The organism is Mesorhizobium sp. L103C105A0 (assembly GCF_000502215.1).
Classification (GTDB): Bacteria; Pseudomonadota; Alphaproteobacteria; order Rhizobiales; family Rhizobiaceae; genus Mesorhizobium.
In genome coordinates, this window is record NZ_AYXF01000001.1 from 790,507 (window position 1) to 810,117 (window position 19,611).

23 protein-coding genes and 1 tRNA gene are annotated in these 19,611 nt (G+C 58.2%); 13 read left to right on the plus strand and 11 right to left on the minus strand.

The window, feature by feature from the left end; translation table 11 throughout:
- The first annotated feature begins 21 nt into the window (after positions 1-21).
- On the plus strand, positions 22-228 hold the full coding sequence (locus tag X727_RS160750) for a SlyX family protein (RefSeq protein ID WP_196813645.1): 207 nt from the start codon (positions 22-24) through the stop codon (positions 226-228).
- 13 nt (positions 229-241) lie between these two features.
- Positions 242-628, plus strand: a complete 387-nt coding sequence (locus tag X727_RS160745; RefSeq protein WP_023825164.1) for a hypothetical protein — start codon at positions 242-244, stop codon at positions 626-628.
- On the opposite strand, the gene X727_RS160740 is transcribed toward X727_RS160745, so the two are convergent.
- From X727_RS160740 to X727_RS160725, 4 genes are all read right to left on the minus strand, one after another.
- Complete coding sequence (locus tag X727_RS160740) at positions 623-1,084, minus strand: GNAT family N-acetyltransferase (RefSeq protein WP_023700985.1); 462 nt, start codon at positions 1,082-1,084, stop codon at positions 623-625. The genes X727_RS160745 and X727_RS160740 overlap by 6 nt on opposite strands.
- An 89-nt stretch (positions 1,085-1,173) precedes the next feature.
- Positions 1,174-2,163, minus strand: coding sequence for a BMP family ABC transporter substrate-binding protein (locus X727_RS160735; RefSeq protein ID WP_023683177.1), 990 nt, complete (start codon positions 2,161-2,163; stop codon positions 1,174-1,176).
- A 252-nt stretch (positions 2,164-2,415) separates the two neighbouring features.
- A complete protein-coding gene (locus X727_RS160730; protein WP_023825163.1) occupies positions 2,416-2,739 on the minus strand; it encodes a hypothetical protein in 324 nt (107 codons plus the stop codon).
- A 105-nt stretch (positions 2,740-2,844) separates the two neighbouring features.
- Positions 2,845-3,600 carry a hypothetical protein gene (locus X727_RS160725; RefSeq protein WP_023825162.1) on the minus strand — a complete coding sequence of 252 codons (756 nt, stop codon included), beginning with the start codon at positions 3,598-3,600 and terminating at the stop codon, positions 2,845-2,847.
- A 359-nt stretch (positions 3,601-3,959) separates the two neighbouring features.
- On the opposite strand from X727_RS160725, the gene X727_RS160720 reads away from it, so the two are divergent.
- Positions 3,960-4,049: transfer RNA gene (locus tag X727_RS160720), tRNA-Ser, on the plus strand.
- A gap of 503 nt (positions 4,050-4,552) precedes the next feature.
- Here X727_RS160720 and X727_RS1000000169535 read toward each other — a convergent pair.
- The 5 genes from X727_RS1000000169535 to X727_RS160705 form a co-directional block, all read right to left on the minus strand.
- Positions 4,553-4,903 (minus strand): DUF6527 family protein, encoded by a 351-nt coding sequence (locus X727_RS1000000169535; protein ID WP_081726036.1) that lies wholly within the window; start codon positions 4,901-4,903, stop codon positions 4,553-4,555.
- Positions 4,900-5,124, minus strand: a complete 225-nt coding sequence (locus X727_RS1000000167720; RefSeq protein WP_196814970.1) for a hypothetical protein — start codon at positions 5,122-5,124, stop codon at positions 4,900-4,902. Before X727_RS1000000167720 ends, X727_RS1000000169535 begins: the two co-directional genes overlap by 4 nt.
- Before the next feature lie 40 nt (positions 5,125-5,164).
- A complete protein-coding gene (locus X727_RS01000000164395; protein ID WP_050591259.1) occupies positions 5,165-6,391 on the minus strand; it encodes a ThiF family adenylyltransferase in 1,227 nt (408 codons plus the stop codon).
- A complete protein-coding gene (locus X727_RS160710; protein WP_023833599.1) occupies positions 6,376-6,789 on the minus strand; it encodes an E2/UBC family protein in 414 nt (137 codons plus the stop codon). The genes X727_RS01000000164395 and X727_RS160710 overlap by 16 nt, the downstream gene beginning before the upstream one ends.
- 3 nt (positions 6,790-6,792) lie before the next feature.
- A complete protein-coding gene (locus tag X727_RS160705; protein ID WP_031203872.1) occupies positions 6,793-7,134 on the minus strand; it encodes a multiubiquitin domain-containing protein in 342 nt (113 codons plus the stop codon).
- A gap of 161 nt (positions 7,135-7,295) precedes the next feature.
- Here X727_RS160705 and X727_RS160700 point away from each other — a divergent pair, with 161 nt between their 5' ends.
- Entirely contained in the window at positions 7,296-7,691 is a 396-nt protein-coding gene (locus X727_RS160700) for a helix-turn-helix transcriptional regulator (protein ID WP_023833601.1), read from the plus strand.
- Positions 7,678-8,619 carry an ImmA/IrrE family metallo-endopeptidase gene (locus X727_RS160695; RefSeq protein WP_023833602.1) on the plus strand — a complete coding sequence of 314 codons (942 nt, stop codon included), beginning with the start codon at positions 7,678-7,680 and terminating at the stop codon, positions 8,617-8,619. Before X727_RS160700 ends, X727_RS160695 begins: the two co-directional genes overlap by 14 nt.
- Positions 8,620-8,632: 13 nt before the next feature.
- On the opposite strand, the gene X727_RS1000000165485 is transcribed toward X727_RS160695, so the two are convergent.
- Positions 8,633-9,235 (minus strand): hypothetical protein, encoded by a 603-nt coding sequence (locus X727_RS1000000165485; RefSeq protein ID WP_023833603.1) that lies wholly within the window; start codon positions 9,233-9,235, stop codon positions 8,633-8,635.
- 290 nt (positions 9,236-9,525) lie between these two features.
- Here X727_RS1000000165485 and X727_RS1000000166055 point away from each other — a divergent pair, with 290 nt between their 5' ends.
- On the plus strand, positions 9,526-9,726 hold the full coding sequence (locus X727_RS1000000166055) for a type II toxin-antitoxin system prevent-host-death family antitoxin (RefSeq protein ID WP_210163668.1): 201 nt from the start codon (positions 9,526-9,528) through the stop codon (positions 9,724-9,726).
- Positions 9,727-9,894: 168 nt separating this feature from the next.
- Here the strand turns inward: X727_RS1000000166055 and X727_RS1000000168860 are convergent, their stop codons facing one another.
- Positions 9,895-10,221, minus strand: coding sequence for a hypothetical protein (locus X727_RS1000000168860; protein WP_245274113.1), 327 nt, complete (start codon positions 10,219-10,221; stop codon positions 9,895-9,897).
- Between the two features lie 27 nt (positions 10,222-10,248).
- Between X727_RS1000000168860 and X727_RS160690 the strand changes: the two genes are divergently transcribed.
- Genes X727_RS160690 through X727_RS160660 form a run of 7 tightly spaced genes read left to right on the plus strand, consistent with a single transcriptional unit; the run spans position 10,249 to position 19,288 of the window.
- On the plus strand, positions 10,249-11,376 hold the full coding sequence (locus tag X727_RS160690) for a DNA cytosine methyltransferase (RefSeq protein WP_245274114.1): 1,128 nt from the start codon (positions 10,249-10,251) through the stop codon (positions 11,374-11,376).
- Positions 11,376-11,795, plus strand: a complete 420-nt coding sequence (locus tag X727_RS160685; RefSeq protein WP_023833605.1) for a very short patch repair endonuclease — start codon at positions 11,376-11,378, stop codon at positions 11,793-11,795. The genes X727_RS160690 and X727_RS160685 overlap by 1 nt, the downstream gene beginning before the upstream one ends.
- A complete protein-coding gene (locus X727_RS160680; protein WP_023833606.1) occupies positions 11,795-13,270 on the plus strand; it encodes an ATP-binding protein in 1,476 nt (491 codons plus the stop codon). Before X727_RS160685 ends, X727_RS160680 begins: the two co-directional genes overlap by 1 nt.
- Complete coding sequence (locus X727_RS160675; RefSeq protein ID WP_023833607.1) at positions 13,267-15,942, plus strand: Z1 domain-containing protein; 2,676 nt, start codon at positions 13,267-13,269, stop codon at positions 15,940-15,942. Before X727_RS160680 ends, X727_RS160675 begins: the two co-directional genes overlap by 4 nt.
- Positions 15,935-16,906, plus strand: coding sequence for a PD-(D/E)XK motif protein (locus X727_RS160670; RefSeq protein ID WP_031203874.1), 972 nt, complete (start codon positions 15,935-15,937; stop codon positions 16,904-16,906). Before X727_RS160675 ends, X727_RS160670 begins: the two co-directional genes overlap by 8 nt.
- Positions 16,906-18,993, plus strand: a complete 2,088-nt coding sequence (locus X727_RS160665; RefSeq protein ID WP_023833609.1) for an AIPR family protein — start codon at positions 16,906-16,908, stop codon at positions 18,991-18,993. Before X727_RS160670 ends, X727_RS160665 begins: the two co-directional genes overlap by 1 nt.
- A 43-nt stretch (positions 18,994-19,036) precedes the next feature.
- Complete coding sequence (locus X727_RS160660) at positions 19,037-19,288, plus strand: hypothetical protein (protein WP_023833610.1); 252 nt, start codon at positions 19,037-19,039, stop codon at positions 19,286-19,288.
- Positions 19,289-19,611 lie beyond the last annotated feature (323 nt).

Genomic DNA, 19,611 nt, shown 5'->3' on the forward strand with positions numbered 1-19,611 from the left:
GGACCTGGGGAGTTTCGAATGATCATGCCTGTCGACCGGCTGACGACGCTGGAAATCCGCGCCGCCGAGCAGGAAAAGACCATCGAGGAACTGTCGGGCCAGATCGCCGAACAGTGGACGGCGATCGAGCGCATGCAGCGCAAGCTCGATGCGCTGACCGGGCGCTTCATGGCGCTGGAGGAACAGTCGGCCCCCGAAGTGCCGATAACCAAACCGCCGCACTGGTAGCAAGGAGAAGCCGATGGCCGGTGAAAGCGATCGCGTTGCGCGGGCGGGCGACTATGTGCTTGGCCTGATGAACGATCGCGACCGCGAGCGTGCCGAGCGCGACCTGGAGATCGATCCCGCCTTCCGCGACACGGTGATGCGGCTGGCCGAGCGCATGCATGTCCTCGACCGTGGTGCGCCATCGGGCGGCAGCGATCGCTGGCGGCTGATCTCGCAACGCATCGCCGAACTGCCGCAGATGCGTGTGGTTGGCCAGGACGAAGCGAAGCCGGTGATCGGCAGACTGGAGCGGAAGCCCTATGGCGTCGGCGTGCATTCGCTCGGTGGCCGACGCGGCGCCGTCATCGCCATCGCGCTGATCATGGTATTCGCGCTGGGTTATCTCGTCGGACAGCTATAGGCCGAGTTCGCGCGACATCAGCAGCATCGGGTAGCCGTCCTGCTCAAACGACTCGACCACTGCCCAACCGAGCCCGGCATAGAAGTCTCGCGCCACCCACGTATAGAGGTAGGTCCTCTCCACACCGATCGCGGTTGCATGCGCTTCGATGGCTGCAACCAGCGCGCGGCCGATCCCTTTGCCGCGGTGGTCGCTATCGACGACCAATCCCGCCAGCCAAGGCGTCAGCTCATGCGCGGGTTCAATTTCGTGGCGAACCAGCAGGCAGGTCCCGACCGGGACCTCCCCTATCCGCGCCACAAGCGCCGCCTCGAAGCCATCTCCATTGAGCAACTCGCGAAGCCCGGCGACGTCCTCATTCAGCGTTCTTGCGCTGCCCTCGAAAAAGGCGGCGATGCGCAGTCGCGCCACTGCATCAACATCGCGTTCGGTCATCGGTCCGATGGTCGGCTTCACTCTCGCCTCTCAAGTTGCGGCCCCCGTCAAAACCCAAAAACAAAACCGCCGGACTCTCGCCCGGCGGTTTCAACTCTAATGGATACAGATCAATACGGGCAGGCGTTGTCGGCGGTATAGTCGTGCACCTGGATCGTGCCGGCGATGATGTCGGCCTTGGCCTTTTCGACGGCAGCCTTCATCTCGTCGGTGACCAGCGCCTTGTTGTTGTCGTCCATGGCGTAGTCGACACCGCCTTCCTTGAGGCCGAGATTTTGCAGGCCGCCTTTGAAGGTGCCGTTCTTGCCGTCCATGAAGGCGGTGTAGACGGCCACGTCGACGCGCTTCAGCATCGAGGTCAGCACCTTGCCGGGCTGCAGGCCGTTCTGGTTGGAATCGACGCCGATGCCGAGCTTGCCGGCATCCGCCGCCGCCTGCAGCACGCCGACACCGGTGCCGCCGGCCGCGGCATAGACCACGTCGGAGCCCTGGTCGATCTGCGTCTTGGCGATCTCGCCGCCCTTGGCCGGGTCGTTCCACGCCGCCGGCGTGTCGCCGGTCATGTTCTGGATGACGTCGGTCGCACCGGCCGCCTTGGCGCCGCCGACATAGCCGCATTCGAACTTGCGGATCAGCGGAATGTCCATGCCGCCGATGAAGGAGACCTTCTTGGACTTCGAGGCCATCGCCGCCAGGATGCCGACGAGATAGGAGCCTTCGTTTTCCTTGAACACAAGCGAGCGGACATTGGGCATATCGACGGCATCGTCGATGATGGCGAAGTTGAGATCGGGATATTCCTTCGCGACCACCTTCAGCGCATCCTCCCAGGCAAAGCCGGCCATGACGATCGGGTTGCGGCCGTCCTCGGCGAAGCGGCGCAGCGCCTGCTCGCGTTGCGAGGCGTTCGACACTTCGAACTCGACATAGGCGGTGCCGGTCTCGGTCTTGAACTTTTCGGCGCCGTGATAGGCAGCCTCGTTGAAGGATTTGTCGAATTTGCCGCCGAGATCGTAGAGGATGGCCGGCTGGACATCCGCGGCGAAAGCCGGAAGAACCATTGCGGTTGCGGCCAGGAGGCCGAGAACGATACGTTTCATGTGATCCACACCCTGTCGGTTATTTTTTTCCGTTACGCGCCGTCCGCCTGCCCGGTTCTCCGGCAGGCATGCGGCATCAGCCAGGAGTGTACTCCCCTCCCGCTCAAGGCAATCTGGCACGGCCCGAAACAAAATTCACGCGGAATTTTGACCTTTTGGAAAAGCATGCCCCCCGTTGGAAAAACATGCCCAAGACGGTGACAGCTGTGGGCGATTGCCACATTGTCGTCGCAAGTCCGCTGGGACAACCCATCAGCCCGGCGCGAATTCTCCGCCGCGCCGCCGGCGCCGGTAGCCGATCGCATAGAGGATGAAGGCAAGCACCGCGAACACGGCAAACCCGGGCTGGGCAAGCACCCAGGCGATGCCGCCATCCCATATCATCGGATTGACCTTGGCGCGCACGAAGGTCTCGAAGCCCGCGCGGGTGTCGGGCGAAACCGCCAGCCAGCTCGAATTCAGCGGCGTCATGACCAATGCGGAAGCCGCCACCGAGCGCGTCGCGTCGAGCACGGCCATGATGACGGCGACCGAGAGTGCGACCATGGCCGCGAGGCGAAACAAAAAACGCAGCATCGAAATCTTCCCCGGTCCTCAAGTTCCTCCCGAGGACCTTCCGGTCAAAGGCGAGGAATAGAATGCGCACGCCCGGCGTGCAATCGCCATACGCGAATTTGAAGCCTATCGCCCGCCTATGGCCACTTTTCGGCTCCGCCGATGGACGAGCCAGACGCCGAGGACGCCGCCGCCAATGGCCCCGACCACCAGCCCGGCAAGGCCGATGAACACCGCGAAGTAGCCGCAGCCGCCTTCGAAACAGCTGATGTCGGTGGCTTCGGCGATCCCCGCGCCGAGCGCGAAGCCGGCGACAGTGCCGACGACGGCGCCGAGGATGATGCCGGCCAGGGCGGCGACGATCGAACTAAAGGCTGACGGTGCCTGCGCTTCCGGCCTTGCATAAAAGGCCTTGGCCTCGTCGCGGCGGCGCAGCAAGTAAATGCAAAAAAGGCCGATGACGATTTCGGTGGCGGCGATCGCAAGCTCCCTGGCGGAGACGGTGAAATCGGCCACGGTCAGCGCATAGACCTGCTCGGCCAGCCGCCAGGCGATGGTGGTGATCTGCCAGATGGTGAAATGACGCGGAAAGCGCGCGGAACGGCTTAAGGCGAGGCCGAGCAGATAAAGCCCCCACACGATGGTGACGATGTCGAAGGCCAGTCCGCCAAGCACGAAATAGAAGACCCTGTCCGGCAGGCCGGAACTCTCGAACAGCCACCGCGCCGAGACCAGCCAGTAGACCGACCATGCCATGACGAAGAGGAGCCAGACCACGGGCACGAAGGACAGCCCGCTGTCCGGACGCCCTGCGGGCGTCAGCCCGCCTGGCATGCCTCCGGCCGGCGTTCCGCTGGCCGGCTGTTCATTGCTCGATGTCATGTCTGGACGTTGCCCCCGCAAAGCCTCCGCCGCACTCGACAGGTGGCGAGGGGCGAAGTCAAGCACGGCCGGCCCTGCCGCCTTGCCCGTGCACACCATTCAGAACCGAAGCGCCTTAGAAGCGGAGGCGTTCAACGCCCCGCGAAACGATGCGTGGACGGCAAAGCGAATAGACTGCCGTTATGGCTTGGCATTCGGCGCCGGATCGACTAGATGAGCCCCGCGCCTGTTTGATTGACGGGCGCCGGGAAGGGCATCCGCTGGTTGGCGGTGTCCATCAAGCGGGTCTTCCCGCAAATCCCAAAGGGATGCATCTCCCCAACCCGCGTGGCAAAACCGGCCGGCGCGAATGCAAGGACGGAGAGGTGGCCGAGTGGTTGAAGGCGCACGCCTGGAAAGTGTGTTTACGGGAGACCGTAACGCGGGTTCGAATCCCGCTCTCTCCGCCATTTGCCGCAGCAAACTGTTGAAATCAATCATAAATCCATTGGCGGATGGAACTTAACCCACTTTTCGCCCCACATATTTGCGTGGACTGAAATGGCTTTCATAGGACTTCTCTGGAGCCTAGTTGCCAAACTGTCGTTCAATGGAACGGCAGCTTTCCACCTTCTTACCAGTCGTTGAGCGGACTACCGGCGAATTCCAGAGGCGGACATCCGAGCGATCAACCGAGGCAACTCCGAAACAGGCACCCAATATCCAGACTTCCAAGCTGGCTATGAGGGTTCGATTCCCTTCACCCGCTCCACCTTTTAAATCAACAGGTTAGAGCCTCATTTCTTTCACATTCGAGACGATTATCGAGTGTTTTCAAGCGAAATTGAACCCTCTGAAACCCGCAGAAATCCGCCATTGTCTGAATCAGCCTTTTTCGCTCTGTGTGCTCGTTTGTGGCTCGTCCGAGTTTGATCGGTTAGCAAAACAGGACGTGTCCCGTGCCGCACTACCATCATTGTGGGCGACACCACTCGACCCGACCGCGTCGAAACCAGAAATGCGATCCGCAGCCCGTCGTTCTCCAGACGGAGGGGTGCAGCGTAGTGGTCCCGTCATCATGCCGCGTCAGACGCCAGCATGGGCGTTCGTCGGCTAGCAAATTCATATGCAACACCCGGCGGCAACCGCAGGGGCAAAGCACCGCTGCTTGCTCCACAAATCCGTCCTCCTCGACGACGTAGACGATCTTGCGCCTGAGTTTCCGAGGGAGAGATTCCTGGACGATCAGAGTGCGGTACGGTCGATGGAGCCACCGATCGAGGCGGGCTCGCGTCCGCCGCAGTAATGAGCTGAGCCAGTTCACGACGCACGCCTCTCGGCCAGTTCCATGAGGCCAAGCAACGGGATCGTGTCGCCGAAGCCGACGGTGCCGCCCAGAATATCGCAAATACCTTCTTCAGGGTCGCAGATCAGCTCCATGCTGGCGAGACTGAAAGTTACGCTCGCGTAATTCGCATTCGGCTCCTCCCGGAACGGGTGAAGACGCGCGAGGAACTCATCAACCGCAAGTGCTGACGCAAACATGTTCACACTGATGACGGCAGGGCGGTGCGTAGCAACGCCCTTAATATATCCGTCCTCGACCTGGCGTTCGTGAGCGTTCGGATCGTTGCGACGCAATCCAGCGGCAGCCACTTCGCTCATCGTGAACAAGCCGCGGCTCACAAGACTGGCGCGGCCGGGCCGGAGATAATTGACGGTGCCGCAGACCTCGCGGATGCGGCCTTTGCCAGCACCGCCCCTGACGGCNGCGGCCGGGCCGGAGATAATTGACGGTGCCGCAGACCTCGCGGATGCGGCCTTTGCCAGCACCGCCCCTGACGGCATCGAGGCGCACGCCAATGTCGAAATACGGGATCGAATAATACGAGGCGAGCGCGTTCAGGAGGTAGCGGCCATCTACGGTGTCCATGCAACCAAATATGACGTCGCATTGCGCGACTTCCCTGATCACATCGGGATGCCAGAGATTATTGTTAACGCGGATTATGCGGGTTCCCAAGCCGATCCGTTCTGCGGCATCGGCGAGCACGTCGACTTTCGTCCGGCGGTCTTTCACGTCCTGCATCGTTGAGTTCAGGATACGGTTGACGTTGCGGTCTTCCATGTGATCATCGTCAACAATGACGATCTCGGCGGCGCCTAGGCGGACAAGCTGCTCAATAGTCGGGCTGCCGGTGCCGGAGGCCCCGACCACGGCAAAGGACAGGCGGCGGAGCCGCTGGATTGTCCCTTCGTCAAAAGCTTGCGCGTGGGACGCGACGAAGTTCGGCAATGCTACACTTCCAGCGTCCGCGTACCAGAAAAGCAGATCGTCGCCAGCAACAGAAATGCAGTCGATCGCCGCTAAGCGGCCGTCATCCAGCATGACGCGCCCGAACATTTGGCCGTAAGGGAGCATGACGGCGCTGCCGTGAAGGATATCGGCTTCGACCCATCCGCGGATCATCGGCAAGAGGCGCGCATCGCCTGCGTCGTCGGTTGCGGAGAACGCTCCATAGCCGGTCGGATGGCTGTGAATCTTGACCACTGAAAGACCTTCGGCTATGGCCCGGTCCAGCATCGGCGCGATGTAGTCTGGCGGCCACGTAACGCGCGAGGGTGTGCGCTCGGCGCAGTCCTCATAGGGGATACCGTGGATTTCCCGGACGACAAGGCGATGGCATCGATCGCCATCGCGGCGTCCGCAAAGCAGAATAGCAACTGCCTCCTTGCCGTCGCCCGGAAACAGGAAACTCATCAGGTGTTCGTGTTGGTCGCCCGACAGCGCCAGGGTTATGCGAGCGGGCATTTTTCGAACTCCCGCTCAAGCCAGTCTTCGATCAGGATGACGTGTGTGCCGAGATGGTCCCGCCCGATCTTCCAGGGATTCGCGCCGGTGCGGTGACGAGACCAACGCTGATAGGACTTCCCATCGAGTTCCTGCTGCGCCTGCGTCGCGCCGATCGGCCTGCCGTCAATCCGCGCGAGTGCCGGATAGAAATACACCATGTTGAGTTCGGTGTTTGGATAGCCGGTCTCAATGCGGATCGCCGCCGTGACGCGTGGATGGTTGTAGCCGTGCGGCGTCGGAAGATCGTGGATCAGTACCCATTGGGAGCCGTCCACGATAGTTTCCCACGTCAGCCCGTACTCGTCCAGGAATTCGCGGTCGATGGCAAGCAGGTCGAACTGGCGACGGGGGGGCATCGGTCAGCCCTCCGTCTGGTCGCGGGGCAGCGCCTTGAACTTCTCGACGCCGTGATGACGCAGGTCGACCTTTTCGTCGAGCCCGACCTTGCGAGGCTTCTCGCCGGCCATCTTGACCCGAAGCGTGTAGTTCTCAGCAGGGATCAGGCCTGCGATCGTCAGGATCGCGCGGCCGGTCGGCTTGGGATCGTGCACCACGAACGGGTCGCCGTTCACGCGGATGCGGTAGCCTTTGGCCAGCGGCGGACGCTTGCCAAGCTTCGCATACTCTTCGAGATCGACAATTTCGTCGAGGACTTCCTCCACACCGGAGTCGCCCTCCTTCATATTAGCATGATCAGTCATCGGTTTCCCTCCTTGGGAAGCGGGCGGGCCACTGCGGTTGCCTCATCGCCAATATGGCATAGCATGCTAAGAATATCAAGCAAACTCTTTGCAAGCTTGACGCGACGAGCGGTGAGCGTTAGAATCTAAGGAGAAACAAAGCGTTGTAGGAGGACGCCGACATGCTAGCCCGCACCGACGAGAGGAGTACCGTGAAGCCAACCCTAGGACAGTATCTCGCCTCGATTCGCACAGATCGCAAAATGACCTTGCGTGAGGTCGAAGAGGCCACGAGCAAGCAGGTATCGAATGCCTACTTGAGCCAAATCGAAAACGACAAAATTCAAAAGCCGTCGCCGAATATTTTGCATGCGCTCGCCGAACTCTATGCCATCAATTTTGAAAAGCTGATGGACATGGCGGGGTATCTGACATCGCCGACGGCGCGCGCAGACACCGAAAGGCACGGCCGGATCGCAACTTTTGCCGAACATAATCTCACGGCCGAGGAAGAAGCCGAAATGATGCAGTTCCTTCAATTCATGCGAAGCAGGAAACGACCGGGTGACAAGACCTGATGACAGCAGCTTAGACCCGGAAGATCTTCGAGCGGTCGAGGAGCGCGCACGCAAGCTCCTCGACCGCGCTGACGCGTGGGATCGGTTTCCCGTTCCGCTGGAAGATATTCTTGCCGCCGCCCAGGTACGGATTGCACCGACGAGCATGTTCGATGCTGCGGCAATCATCACGTATCTCAAGGGTAAAACCGCTGATGCGGGCGCACTGATAAAGTCCGCGGTATCTAAGGTGTTCGGCCTTTACGACGCCGGGGAAAGCCTCATCCACATCGATGATAAGGTCGCGAAATCAAAGCAGACCTTTCTGACGCTTCACGAAACCGCGCATCACGACCTGCCAACCCACCGCAAGCTTTTCCGTTTCTTTCAAGATTGCGAAAAGACCCTCGCTCCCGACATCGCCGACCAGTTTGAACGCGAGGCAAATAACTTCGCACGTTACGCGCTTTTCAAAGGTGACGCCTTCGCACGGCATGCCGCCGACTGCGCGTTCGAAATCAAGACCCCAATTAAGCTTGCGAAAAAATTCGGGGCATCGATCTACGCGTCGGCGCGGGAATTTGCCCGCACCAATCATCGGGCGTGCGTTGTCTATATTCTGGAGCCCATCGAGTTCGTTGCCGGGTACGGTGCTGAAGCCAAAGTCCGCCGCATCGAGCCTTCCCCTTCCTACATCGCGCAGTTCGGGCGGCCGTCAGATGCAGTCGTTACCCTGAACCATACCTTGGGCTCGGTACTGCCGATCGGCCGCAAGATGACGCGTCCTGTTTCCTTGTCGATTACAGATAAGAATGGAGCTTCGCACGAGTGCGTCGCCGAGGCGTTTGATACCCAGCACAATGTGCTGATCCTCCTCTATCCCGTTAAGGCGCTGACCGCTTCGACCATTATCTTGCCGCCAGGATTCAAGAAGGTTGCAGTCGTTTAAGCGCATCGGCAATCTAGCCGAGCTTTGGTGCTGGAAACCAAAGTTCGAGCTGCAGTCTCCTGCGCAAGGGTGTGTCCACTAGGGAAGGAGCACGCCAGACGTATTCTGCCGCTGCCGCTTTGCCTTCCGGTGTGATCTTCTGGAGATGGGCAACGGCGGCATCCGGCGAAAACGCTTCGCCCTTTTTTACGACGTTCTTGTCAGAAAAATTGGACGGCATTCCTGCCCAGACGACTACGTCGATATCCATGGCTTCGGCCCAGGCAGGTATAGAGTCGGGAACCTTGGGAATGCATTTGCGTTCTGGATGCTCGACGAAATAAAAGCCCATGTGATCCATGATCGTACCCTCGCGATCGCGTAGATCGGCGATTGCGTCAGCAGGATTCTTACGCTTGCTGAGAGCGTACATTACTTTGCAGTCTTCCCCGTTGTCTTCGTCTACAACGAGGGTGAGCGCCTTGTGGCGCGATTTTGAAACGCGAGAATATTCGAGAGGCAGAACGGGGCCTTCATCCTGCCAATCGCCGCGCTGCTTGTCGAATTCGGGCCACTTGTCGTCCCAGATCAGTGATCCCCAGGCGAGGATCGCTATCGTCGGCTGCTCATTATTCATATTGGATCCCTCCCAATCATGTCGCCAGCCTACCCTCACAAGAACGAGGACACACCAGGATTCGACAAACGGTGACCAACTCTAAGGCAAGCAGGCTTCGGACTTGCGAAGAATTTCGCAAAACAATCCGGCGATCAAGACAGCCATTAAGCCGCATAGGTGGGAACCGGCATTCGCTTCTAACTTATTGGTTCGAACGGACAAAATTCAACCGAAGTTGGCCGTTGCCTAGAATCACCAAAGTGGACATTATGGACACAATATGAGCGGGGATAATGCCTGTGAAAACCATGTCTGCGAGAGATGCGAAAAACGCCTTCGGTCTCCTCTTGGATACGGCTCGCGCTGAACCCGTGGCAGTCGAAAAGCACGGTCGGCCGGTGGTTGTCGTCCTGAGCGTTGAGGAATTTGAACGAATGAGGCGGCGTGGTCTGCGGACATCCGGAGGCAAGGTTAGCGGTGGCATAAATGGCCAGACGGGGGAACCATGATTCATGAGACTGAGGACGAACCAGCGATATTGAGCGAGCGATGGTCGCTGTCCGCCGGCTGTCTCACCGTTAACCAATCGGCAGGGGTGTGAATTGCCGCGTCGCCGTCAACCATATCCCGTTGTTGATGTTTTCGCCGGCCCTGGTGGTCTCGGGGAGGGATTCGCATCATTGCTGGGGGAGCGCGATGAACCCGTTTTCAATGGTACTGTGGCGATAGAGCGCGATGAGTTCTCGCACCGGACGCTCTTTCTGCGCCACTTCCTCAGATGCTTCCCGGATGGAGAATTCCCTGACGAGTACTACAGCTATCTGAAAGGTGATCTCGCGACCGACGATCTCTACCGCGCACACAAATCCGAGTTCGCGGAGGCAGGAAGAAGCGCGCTCCGTATATCCCTTGGCCCAGACTCCCATACAGGCGTGCACCGGATAATCAACAAGCGGCTTTCCGACAGGAAAAGGTGGGTGCTTGTCGGCGGACCGCCCTGCCAAGCTTACTCTCTTGTCGGACGCTCCCGAATGATGGGCCAGCCTGGTTTCGAGAAGGACGAGCGGCATTTTCTCTATAAAGAGTACCTGAAGATAATCGCCGACCATGCGCCTCCAGTCTTCGTAATGGAGAATGTCAAAGGTCTACTGTCGGCAACCGTGAATGACGTACCCGTCATCGACCGGATTCTGACAGACCTCACCCATCCCCGCGCGGCGCTCCAGGGGGGCGGCAACAGTTTACACTACAAGCTGTACTCTCTATCCGAACCGGAGGTGCCCGGCGGCGGAGTGGACCCCCGGCTGTTCCTCGTTAGAGCTGAGGATTTCGGAGTGCCGCAGGCTCGTCACCGGATGTTTATAGTCGGCATCAGGAGTGACCTGAAAGTCCGACCAGGACTTCTGCGGTCACATAGGGGTCCGACTGTTAGAGAAACGATCGGGAACCTGCCGGCCATACGCAGCGGACTTTCAAGAGGTGAGGACTCGGTCGCGCGCTGGTACAAGGAGCTTGAAAAACTTTCCGCCATTGATATCGCCGCGCAGCTGAATGGGGCATCCTACAGCCGTGCGGTTACGGGCGACATAAAGCTTCGCCTCCGTTCAGGCGACAATCCGCCGGAAGAACGCTCGTCAAAGGCATATCCGGGACGGATCGCCGGCAGGCATCGTTCACTGAGCGGCCTTCATGACCCCCGTCTTAGGGTGCTGACAGGCCATGAGTCACGCGGCCACATGGCATCCGATCTTCGCCGATATATGTATGCGGCAGTTTTCGCCCACTCGACGGGGCGCAGTCCGAAGCTTTCAGATTTCCCGCGCTCACTTCTGCCTGCACATCAGAACGTCGAGCTGGGGCGTAGCGGCAAGATGTTCTCTGATCGCTTCCGCGTTCAGTTGGCGGATGACGTATCGACCACCATCACGTCCCACATCTCGAAGGATGGTCACTACTTTATCCACTATGACCCTGCTCAATGCCGGAGCCTGACTGTCAGAGAAGCGGCTCGGCTTCAGACCTTTCCGGACAACTACAGTTTCGAGGGACCGCGCACCGCGCAGTATCACCAGGTGGGCAATGCGGTTCCACCCTATCTCGCGCGCCAGATCGCCCAACTTGTGGCGGAAGTGCTGGACTCGATGAAGGGAGAGTCGTGATGGCGGATACAATCACGGCTGAAAGACGAAGCTGGAATATGTCGCGCATCAAAGGCTTCGACACAGCACCGGAACGCCAGCTGCGCTCACTGCTCCACCGAGCAGGATTTCGCTTCCGCCTTTATGAACGGCATCTTCCCGGACGACCGGACATTGTTCTTCCGCGTTATCGTGCCGTGGTTTTCGTCCATGGATGCTTCTGGCATCGCCATGCCGGTTGCCGCTATGCGACCACGCCTTCCACACGCCCGGATTTCTGGACTGGCAAGTTTGCAGCAACGGTTGCACGCGATGTCCGTAAGGCGGACGAACTGGCAGCCACCGGCTGGCGGGTTATTACTGTCTGGGAATGCGAACTTTCAAAAGACCCCCAGGGCACCCTCGATCATGTTGTCGAACAGTTGAAAGGAACGCGGTGATGGCAAGACCGCATCCGCTTCCTCCGAGCGCATCATCGCTCTCCGCTTCCATGCGCGACCTGGGCTATTCTCTTGAAACAGCGGTGGCAGACATCGTCGACAACAGCATTTCGGCAGAAGCCACCGAGATAGCTGTTTTCTGCAATCTGCGCCTCCAGGCACCTACGCTGGTTATCACTGACAACGGGCGTGGCATGGACAGCGAAACCATTATCACGGCCATGCGGCACGGCGCTGCGAACCCGCGGCTCGCGCGATCCCCGCGCGATCTCGGACGTTTTGGTCTTGGTTTGAAAACGGCCTCCTTTTCACAGTGCCGACGCCTGACCGTTATCAGTTCGCAGAATGGAAAGCGGTGCGGAGCGGAGTGGGATCTCGATCTCATCGACAAGGAGGACGATTGGATTCTGTCGATCCTGGATGAGGAAGATATTGAGGTTCTGCCTTTCATCGAAAAGCTGGGCTCAGACGGGACTATCGTCATATGGCGCCAGCTCGACCGACTGTTTGAGGACGAGACGAGCCAGAAGCGCGATGAGATCGTCAACGAAAAACTCGATATCCTTGAAAAGCATCTCTCGCTTGTTTTCCATCGCTTCCTTTCAGGAGAGCTGAAAGGTCGCAAGAAGATTGCGATCGGCGTCAATGGCCATCGGGTCGAGCCTTTCGATCCGTTCTGTCGCAAGAGCGGCTCTGAAATGTTGCCGGAGGAAATTGTCCGGATCGGGCCAGATTCGGTGCATATGCAGCCATACATTCTGCCGCATCACAGCCGCCTGTCAGCCAAGGAGTACGACTACTATCAGAGCCGAAGCGATTTTATCTCAAACCAAGGGGCTTACATTTACCGCAACGGACGCCTTATGGCCTGGGGGGACTGGTTCCGCCTCATCCCCAAAGGGGAGGCAACGAAGCTGGCGCGGGTGCAGATCGATTTTCCAAGCACGCTAGATGAGATGTGGACCATCGACATCAAGAAGTCCCGCGCTCGACCGCCCCACGCGGTCCGCGAGCGTCTGCGCCAGATCATCCCGCGCATAACCGGACGCAGCACGACGGTTCACAGAGGGCGAGGCCAGAAGCTGTTTGAGGATGTCCACGCCCCCGTGTGGGAGCGCTACGCTGATCAGTCGGGTATCCGTTACAGCATCAATCTCAACCACGCTCTTGTGCGCGCAGTCTCCGGCCGGCTTGATGAGGAAGGTTCCAGAGCGCTGAGACTTATGCTGGATTCCATCGGGCACGCGCTGCCGGTGGAAATGATCTACTCCGATTATTCAACCCAGCCCAGAGACGTTCGCAATGCGCCGGTCGGAAATGAAGAGGTCATAGCCCGTCTTCGTGAGCTTAGATTAATACTGTTTGGCGAAAGTATTCCCCAGGCCGGGGAATTTATGAACATCATACGCTCGACGCGGATGTTCGATGACAAAATAGAGCTGGTACAACAGTTCATAGGGGAGGAGCTTGCATGACGGACACGGGGCCCGATAGCGAAAAAAGACTTATCAGCGCGCTTATTTCGGTTCTGGCCAGCCGCGATCCGCCCCCTACCAATGCAGAAGTTGAGCTCACGGCGAAGACCCTTGCGCCCATGATCCCGTTCACGGGTGATCTGGGCAATGCCATTCTGCAGACCACCATCGCCATCGATACCCGCATGGGTCGCGGAGTGTCGATCGTGAACCACGAAGCGCCGCATGACGATCAGTGGCTGCACCGGCGGGAGATCAAGTGGACCTATACCGACGCATACGAAGCTTTCCTCAAGCAGGAGGGATGGGCGGCTCCTGTCGTCCAGTCTCTCAGTGATACCGGCGGCCGAATTCTCGGGCACCTGCAGGATCCCTTGAGTGAGGGTTCATGGGACCGTCGCGGCCTGGTCATTGGGCATGTTCAATCAGGCAAGACCGCGAACTACATGGGCGTCGTCGCAAAGGCCGCTGACGCCGGCTACAAATTCATCATCGTCATCGCAGGCATTCACAACAATCTGCGAAAGCAGACTCAGGAGCGCATTGACGAAGGCTTCATCGGACGTTCCAGCGACCCGGAGAACCGCATCAACATAGGGGTCGGGACTTTCACGCAGAACTACCCACACCCTGCGACTCTTACCAACATCAATGAGGACTTTAACAAAATCACAGCGGGCAAGAGCGGCTGGAAGCTGAACGATTTCAGCAAGCCCATCATACTCGTGATCAAGAAGAACGTTTCGACGCTGAAAGAGCTGCACAAGTGGCTCAGCGACCTAAATTCTCAGAACGGCCTGATCTCAGATGTCCCGATGCTGATGATTGACGATGAGGCGGACAACGCCTCCATCAATACGAACAAGCCGGACCTTAATCCAACACAGACCAATGCATGGATAAGACAGATTTTGAGCTTGTTCGCAAAATCCTGTTACGTGGGCTACACGGCCACACCATTTGCGAACATCTTCATCAACCCCGATGCGTACGATGAAAAGGCTCGGGATGAGCTGTTCCCAAGAGATTTCATCTATTCCCTCGATGCACCCAATACCTATTTCGGGCCGGATAAGGTGTTCCTAGATGAGGAGACCAGTGCTCGAATCACAAAACCGATTATCGACTGCGAAAACTACATACCCGAATCCCATAAGAACGGGGCTGCAATCGCCGATCTGCCGCCCAGCCTGTACGGTGCGATCGACCAGTTCATTGTCGCGCGTGCCATCCGCAACTATCGCGGTCAGGAGAACAAACACTGTTCGATGATGATCAATGTGTCACGCTTTGTGAGCGTGCAGAAAACGGTTCGTGACATTATCAGTGTCTACGAGAAAAAAGTACGCGAGGCGGTCAAGGCGAACTACGCCATGCCTGAGGATGTATCCTCAAAGAACACCTATATGGCGGCTCTGCGGAGCGCTTTCGACGCTGAGTTCAGCGACTGCAGAATCACTTGGGCTGAGGTGAAATCAAAGCTCAATTCTGTGTTCGACAATCTTCGGCTGTTTGTCATCAACAGCAAATCTGACGAGGCTCTCGACTACAAAAAGTACGAGCGTGACGGGCACGGCCTGACTGCTATTGCAGTCGGGGGCCTCAGCCTGTCCCGTGGCCTGACCATCGAGGGCCTTTGCGTCAGCTATATGTATCGTAACACCAAAATGTACGACACCCTGATGCAGATGGGCCGATGGTTCGGCTACCGGCCAGGTTATGAGGATTTATGTCGCGTTTATCTCTCTCCGGATTCCATCGATTGGTACGGGCATATTGCCGAAAAGTCGGAAGAACTCCGGCAGCAGATCAGGCGTATGCGTCAGGACAATCTCACGCCCCGTCAATTCGGCCTTTATGTGGAAGCGCATCCGGACCGGCTGCTGATCACAGCCGCAAACAAGATGCGAAGTGGGACGAGCGTCGCGTTCCAGCAGAGCTACAGCGGCAGACTTCTGGAAACATATGTCGTTCCTGTCGATAGCAACATCAACGCTGCAAACGAGAAGCTTATCGAGGAGTTCTGGAGGAGCGGATTTGGCAAGACCGTGAAGGCCACTTCCAAGGGCTGGTGGGTGGAGGATGCGGATATCCGGGTCATCGACAGTTTCCTGGCGCGCTTCAAAACGGTTGGCGTGTCAACCGATATCAAAGCGGGGGCCTTGGCCTACCTGCGCGAAACGGCCGACAAACATCCCCATGGCGATGTCCTTCTGATCTCCGTGAAGGGTGCGGGCGACAACGAAGCTGAGCACCGTCTTGGTTCACAGGATCGTTCCAGCGCAAAGGAGACAAAATCTGACGCAGAAACCTGGAGTTTGAGCAAAAACCGCGTCTCGAGCAGGGGCGATGAGAAGATCGGTCTTACCGACACCCAGCTCGCGGATGCCCGCAGACTTGCGGAGGAATATCACAACAAAGACCCCAAAAAGAGCAGCGAACCTTCTGATACCCACTATCGTGAACTCCGAAACAAGCCGCTGCTGATGGTGCATCTTCTGGGGCCGGTGGGTTCAGAGAAGCCGTCTGACCGCGTGCCGGCATTCGGTATCAGTTTCCCGTTCGGTGATTATCTGCGGACAGTGGAAGTCGTCGCCAACAAGGTCTGGATTGACCAGATGCAGAGCCCAGTTTCCGACAGCCCCGATGACGAGGACGACTTCGATGAATAGGCCTCTCCCCTGGGACGACATTAAAACTCCTGATATCGACTACAACGTCCGGCTCATTCCTAATGGGGGAGTTGTCCCCGCATTCTGGGGACGTGATTCCGAAAGCCGCTGCCTGTTCGTGCTGAGTCTCGAAGGTGATCACAGCAGACTGTTTGCCGAGGGAAGAACGTCTGTTCACGGCATTGAGGTGGACCTTCAGAGAGACCCTGCTTCCGACCGCCAGAACCTAGTGCTGACGCTTGAGCGACAGGTGGACGGAGACCTGTTCTGTGCCCTATGCGAGAGCCTGTTTGAAGGCCTTCGTCCTGTGGAGCGGCCCGAGGCCGCATTGCATGTCGCGCTGACCCATATCAAGCGCTGGAAGGCCTTTATGGCAGGCAGGAATGCGCGACTGCTCTCGGCGGAGGAAATTCGCGGGCTGTTTGCCGAACTGACCTTCCTGACCAGCCTCTATCAGGAGAAGCTGAGCCACGCGAACGCGGTATCGGCATGGACAGGGGCCGACCGTGTCCATCAGGATTTTGTCTTCGCTGACCGCGCGGTGGAAATAAAATCGCTGGCCGGAACGGATCGGAGCACGGTCAGAATTTCCTCCGAGGATCAGCTTGAGTCGATCCAGGATTTGTTGTTTCTCATGACATACCGCCTCCGTGAGACACCTGACTCCGAACAGGCGCGCTCGGTGAATGAGCTGGTACTCGCCATAGAAGGCGAGTTGCAGGACGCAGACGCGATAGAAGAGTTCGGCCGCAAGCTGGCAGCCTACGGGTATGCGCCACTGCAGGAATACGACAAGCCCAGGTTTCTGGTGTCCGGCGAGCAGGCTTATCACGTCGTCGAAGATTTTCCGAAGATTGTACGCTCCGGCCTGCCTGCCGGCGTCACTAGGGTTAAATATCAGATAGACATCGAGCGAATGGCCCCGTTCGGCTGCCGGTCGGAAGATGTGCTGGAGGGGATTTGATGGAGCAGTCGGCGCAGGAGTTTTTTCACGATTTCCGCCAGGAGCTTCTGGCAGGAGCGGAAGCCAACAGCAGCTTTCAGCTTTCTGAGTTCATGGAGGCAGTTGCTAACGAGCTGGTAGAAACCGGCTTCGTCGAAGGGTTTGAATTCTGCCACTACCGCGCCGCTCAGGGTATGCGTGTGGACGGCTACTGGTTCAATGATGAAGGCGCACTTGATTTGTTCGTGGCCGATTTTGATTGCCGGAACGAACTCGTCTCACTTTCGCCGTCCGAGGTGAACGCCAGCTTCGGAAGAGCCGAAAAATTTTTCGAGGCCTGCGCCACAAAATCCTTCTTTCAGAAGTTGGAGGTGACTTCGCCGGAATACGGGCTGGCGCGTCAGATTGCGGATCGAAGTTCATTCATCCGGCAGGTGAATTTTCACCTACTATCCGAGAGGATGCTCAGTGACAGAATTCAATCGCTGGATGATGGTGTCACCGCCGGCATACCCACCACATACAACATCTGGGACATCTCCCGCCTGCAGCGCCAGCGCAGTGCGAAGGGACATAAAGAACCGCTGGACATCAACTTCCGCGAGATGTTCGGAGCCGGGATTTCATGTCTGCCGGCGCACCTTGGTTCGCAATCCTATCAATCATACCTGATTGTGATTCCCGCAGACGTTCTCGCAATCCTTTACGGCAAGTTCGGCGCGCGGCTGCTTGAGCAGAATGTGCGATCGTTCCTGCAGGCCAGGGGAAAGGTGAACCAAGGTATCCGTACCACCATTCTGAATGAGCCACAGATGTTCTTCGCCTATAACAACGGCATTACAGCTACGGCACAGGAAGTTGAGGTCGAAGTCGGGGATGGCGGCTTGCAGATCACGCGTATCCGCGATCTGCAGATTGTGAACGGCGGTCAGACCACAGCGTCCCTGTTTCATACAAAGCGCAAGGACAAGGTCGCTCTCAAGAATATTTTCGTGCAGATGAAGCTATCGGTCATCGACAGCGCCGAGAGCGAACTGGTGGTGCCGCGTATCTCTGAGTACGCGAACACGCAGAACCGCGTTAATGCGGCTGACTTCTTCTCGAACCATCCCTTCCACATCCGCATCGAGACATTCTCCCGCCGGCTTTGGGCACCCGCGCAACAGGGGGCTCAGCGCGAGAGCAGATGGTTTTATGAGCGCGCGCGCGGTCAGTACGCTGATGCGCAGGCAAAACTTTCCCCGCCGGAACAGCGCCGCTTCAAGGCTGAGAATCCAAAGCCGCAGATGTTTACCAAGACAGATCTCGCGAAATTCGAGAACGTCTGGGATGACCATCCCAAATGGGTCAACCTTGGCGCGCAGAAAAACTTTGCGCGCTATGCCGGCCGGATCGGAAAGGAGTGGACGAAGTCGGCGGACCGGTTCAACGAGTTCTATTTCCGCCGAGCCATCGCGCGCGGAATCGTATTCAGGGCGACCGAGAAGCTTGTTTCCGATCAGCCTTGGTACAATGGCGGCTATCGCGCAAACATCGTCGCATACGCTATTGCTTCGTTGAATGAGGTCTGCCGGCGCCTCGGCAAATCCATCGACTATTCGAGGGTCTGGAATATTCAGGCGATTCCGCCCACGCTTCGTGACGCGCTGACGATTGCTGCGAAGCACGTCAACGATGATATCGTGCATCCGCCCGCCGGCATCTCGAACATCTCGGAGTGGTGCAAGAAAGATCAGTGCTGGACCCGTTTGCAGGGCACTCTAGACAAGCTTGAGGCCGCTTTGCCTGACGCGTTTTTCGAAGACCTCCTGTCGCTGGAAGAACAGGGCGAAGAACGCAAGGACGCCAAGGTCACTCAGAAAATTGACAACGGAATCGAGGCGCAGAAGCGCATCTTCGATATCCCTGCCCATCAGTGGAGAACGATCATGCAAGAACTGGGTCGCAAACGCGTGCTGACGCCCAGAGAGACTGGCGTGCTTCAGGTTGCTGTGCAGATGCCCGCGAAGATTCCGACTGAAAAGCAGTGCCTTGTTCTCCTAGGGGTGCTCGAAAAGGCCAGGAATGAGGGGCTGGTTGCGTTGGCAGCTGAGGAGGAGGATGCCTGAGATTCACCGCCATCACCGGCCGAGGCCGCCGGCCTGAGGGCTTATGACCCGCATTGAGTTTGATCTCGCATCCCTGAAGCTTTCTGACCTCGGCCCCATTGATTTGTCCGGAGCGGAGACGGTCGCCGTCCTAATCCCCATGCGCAGTATCGGGCGGACGAATGAGCATATCGATATATGCTGGGACTATGTGGAGGCATCATGGGCCGCGGAGAACATGGCGGCGGAAGCCGGCAGTGCCGAGGTAGCCGAGGAAGCAGAGAGGTATCAGGGCTTACGCGACCGTCAAGTTTGACCATGGCTCTCCCCCTTCGCCGCACTGTCGCCGTCGCCCACATACGGCCTATCCTTTCTGATGGAGGATACATGCTGCGCCTCCCTGCACCCATTTCTATAATAAGACGCTAACCGTCCCAGTCTGACGGAGGCGGTATTTTGCGTTTAAGGCCAGAATCTTTGGGTGGCGCCAACGCCCCCACATCCAGCAACGTGTTGCACGTCTCGAATGCGACGGGTTGCTGCCAGTCCGGTTAGGGCCGTGCTGGGCGAATAACTGTGGTTCAGCAAGCGACCTTGTTTCAAACCGTTAGCGCATCGCGTTGGCAATGGCGGCGTCTT

Excerpts from the sequence above, each read along its gene's own strand:
- X727_RS160675 (WP_023833607.1), top strand. The coding sequence starts at position 13,267 with ATGACGGACACGGGGCCCGATAGCGAAAAAAGACTTATCAGCGCGCTT.
- X727_RS160710 (WP_023833599.1), bottom strand. The coding sequence starts at position 6,789 with ATGCCCCCCCGTCGCCAGTTCGACCTGCTTGCCATCGACCGCGAATTC.
- X727_RS1000000165485 (WP_023833603.1), bottom strand. The coding sequence starts at position 9,235 with ATGAATAATGAGCAGCCGACGATAGCGATCCTCGCCTGGGGATCACTG.
- X727_RS160660 (WP_023833610.1), top strand. The coding sequence starts at position 19,037 with ATGACCCGCATTGAGTTTGATCTCGCATCCCTGAAGCTTTCTGACCTC.
- X727_RS160745 (WP_023825164.1), top strand. The coding sequence starts at position 242 with ATGGCCGGTGAAAGCGATCGCGTTGCGCGGGCGGGCGACTATGTGCTT.
- X727_RS160680 (WP_023833606.1), top strand. The coding sequence starts at position 11,795 with ATGGCAAGACCGCATCCGCTTCCTCCGAGCGCATCATCGCTCTCCGCT.
- X727_RS160690 (WP_245274114.1), top strand. The coding sequence starts at position 10,249 with ATGATGGGCCAGCCTGGTTTCGAGAAGGACGAGCGGCATTTTCTCTAT.
- X727_RS160685 (WP_023833605.1), top strand. The coding sequence starts at position 11,376 with ATGGCGGATACAATCACGGCTGAAAGACGAAGCTGGAATATGTCGCGC.
- X727_RS1000000166055 (WP_210163668.1), top strand. The coding sequence starts at position 9,526 with ATGTCTGCGAGAGATGCGAAAAACGCCTTCGGTCTCCTCTTGGATACG.
- X727_RS160730 (WP_023825163.1), bottom strand. The coding sequence starts at position 2,739 with ATGCTGCGTTTTTTGTTTCGCCTCGCGGCCATGGTCGCACTCTCGGTC.
- X727_RS160735 (WP_023683177.1), bottom strand. The coding sequence starts at position 2,163 with ATGAAACGTATCGTTCTCGGCCTCCTGGCCGCAACCGCAATGGTTCTT.
- X727_RS1000000167720 (WP_196814970.1), bottom strand. The coding sequence starts at position 5,124 with ATGTTTGCGTCAGCACTTGCGGTTGATGAGTTCCTCGCGCGTCTTCAC.
- X727_RS160725 (WP_023825162.1), bottom strand. The coding sequence starts at position 3,600 with ATGACATCGAGCAATGAACAGCCGGCCAGCGGAACGCCGGCCGGAGGC.
- X727_RS160670 (WP_031203874.1), top strand. The coding sequence starts at position 15,935 with ATGAATAGGCCTCTCCCCTGGGACGACATTAAAACTCCTGATATCGAC.
- X727_RS160700 (WP_023833601.1), top strand. The coding sequence starts at position 7,296 with ATGCTAGCCCGCACCGACGAGAGGAGTACCGTGAAGCCAACCCTAGGA.
- X727_RS160665 (WP_023833609.1), top strand. The coding sequence starts at position 16,906 with ATGGAGCAGTCGGCGCAGGAGTTTTTTCACGATTTCCGCCAGGAGCTT.
- X727_RS160705 (WP_031203872.1), bottom strand. The coding sequence starts at position 7,134 with ATGACTGATCATGCTAATATGAAGGAGGGCGACTCCGGTGTGGAGGAA.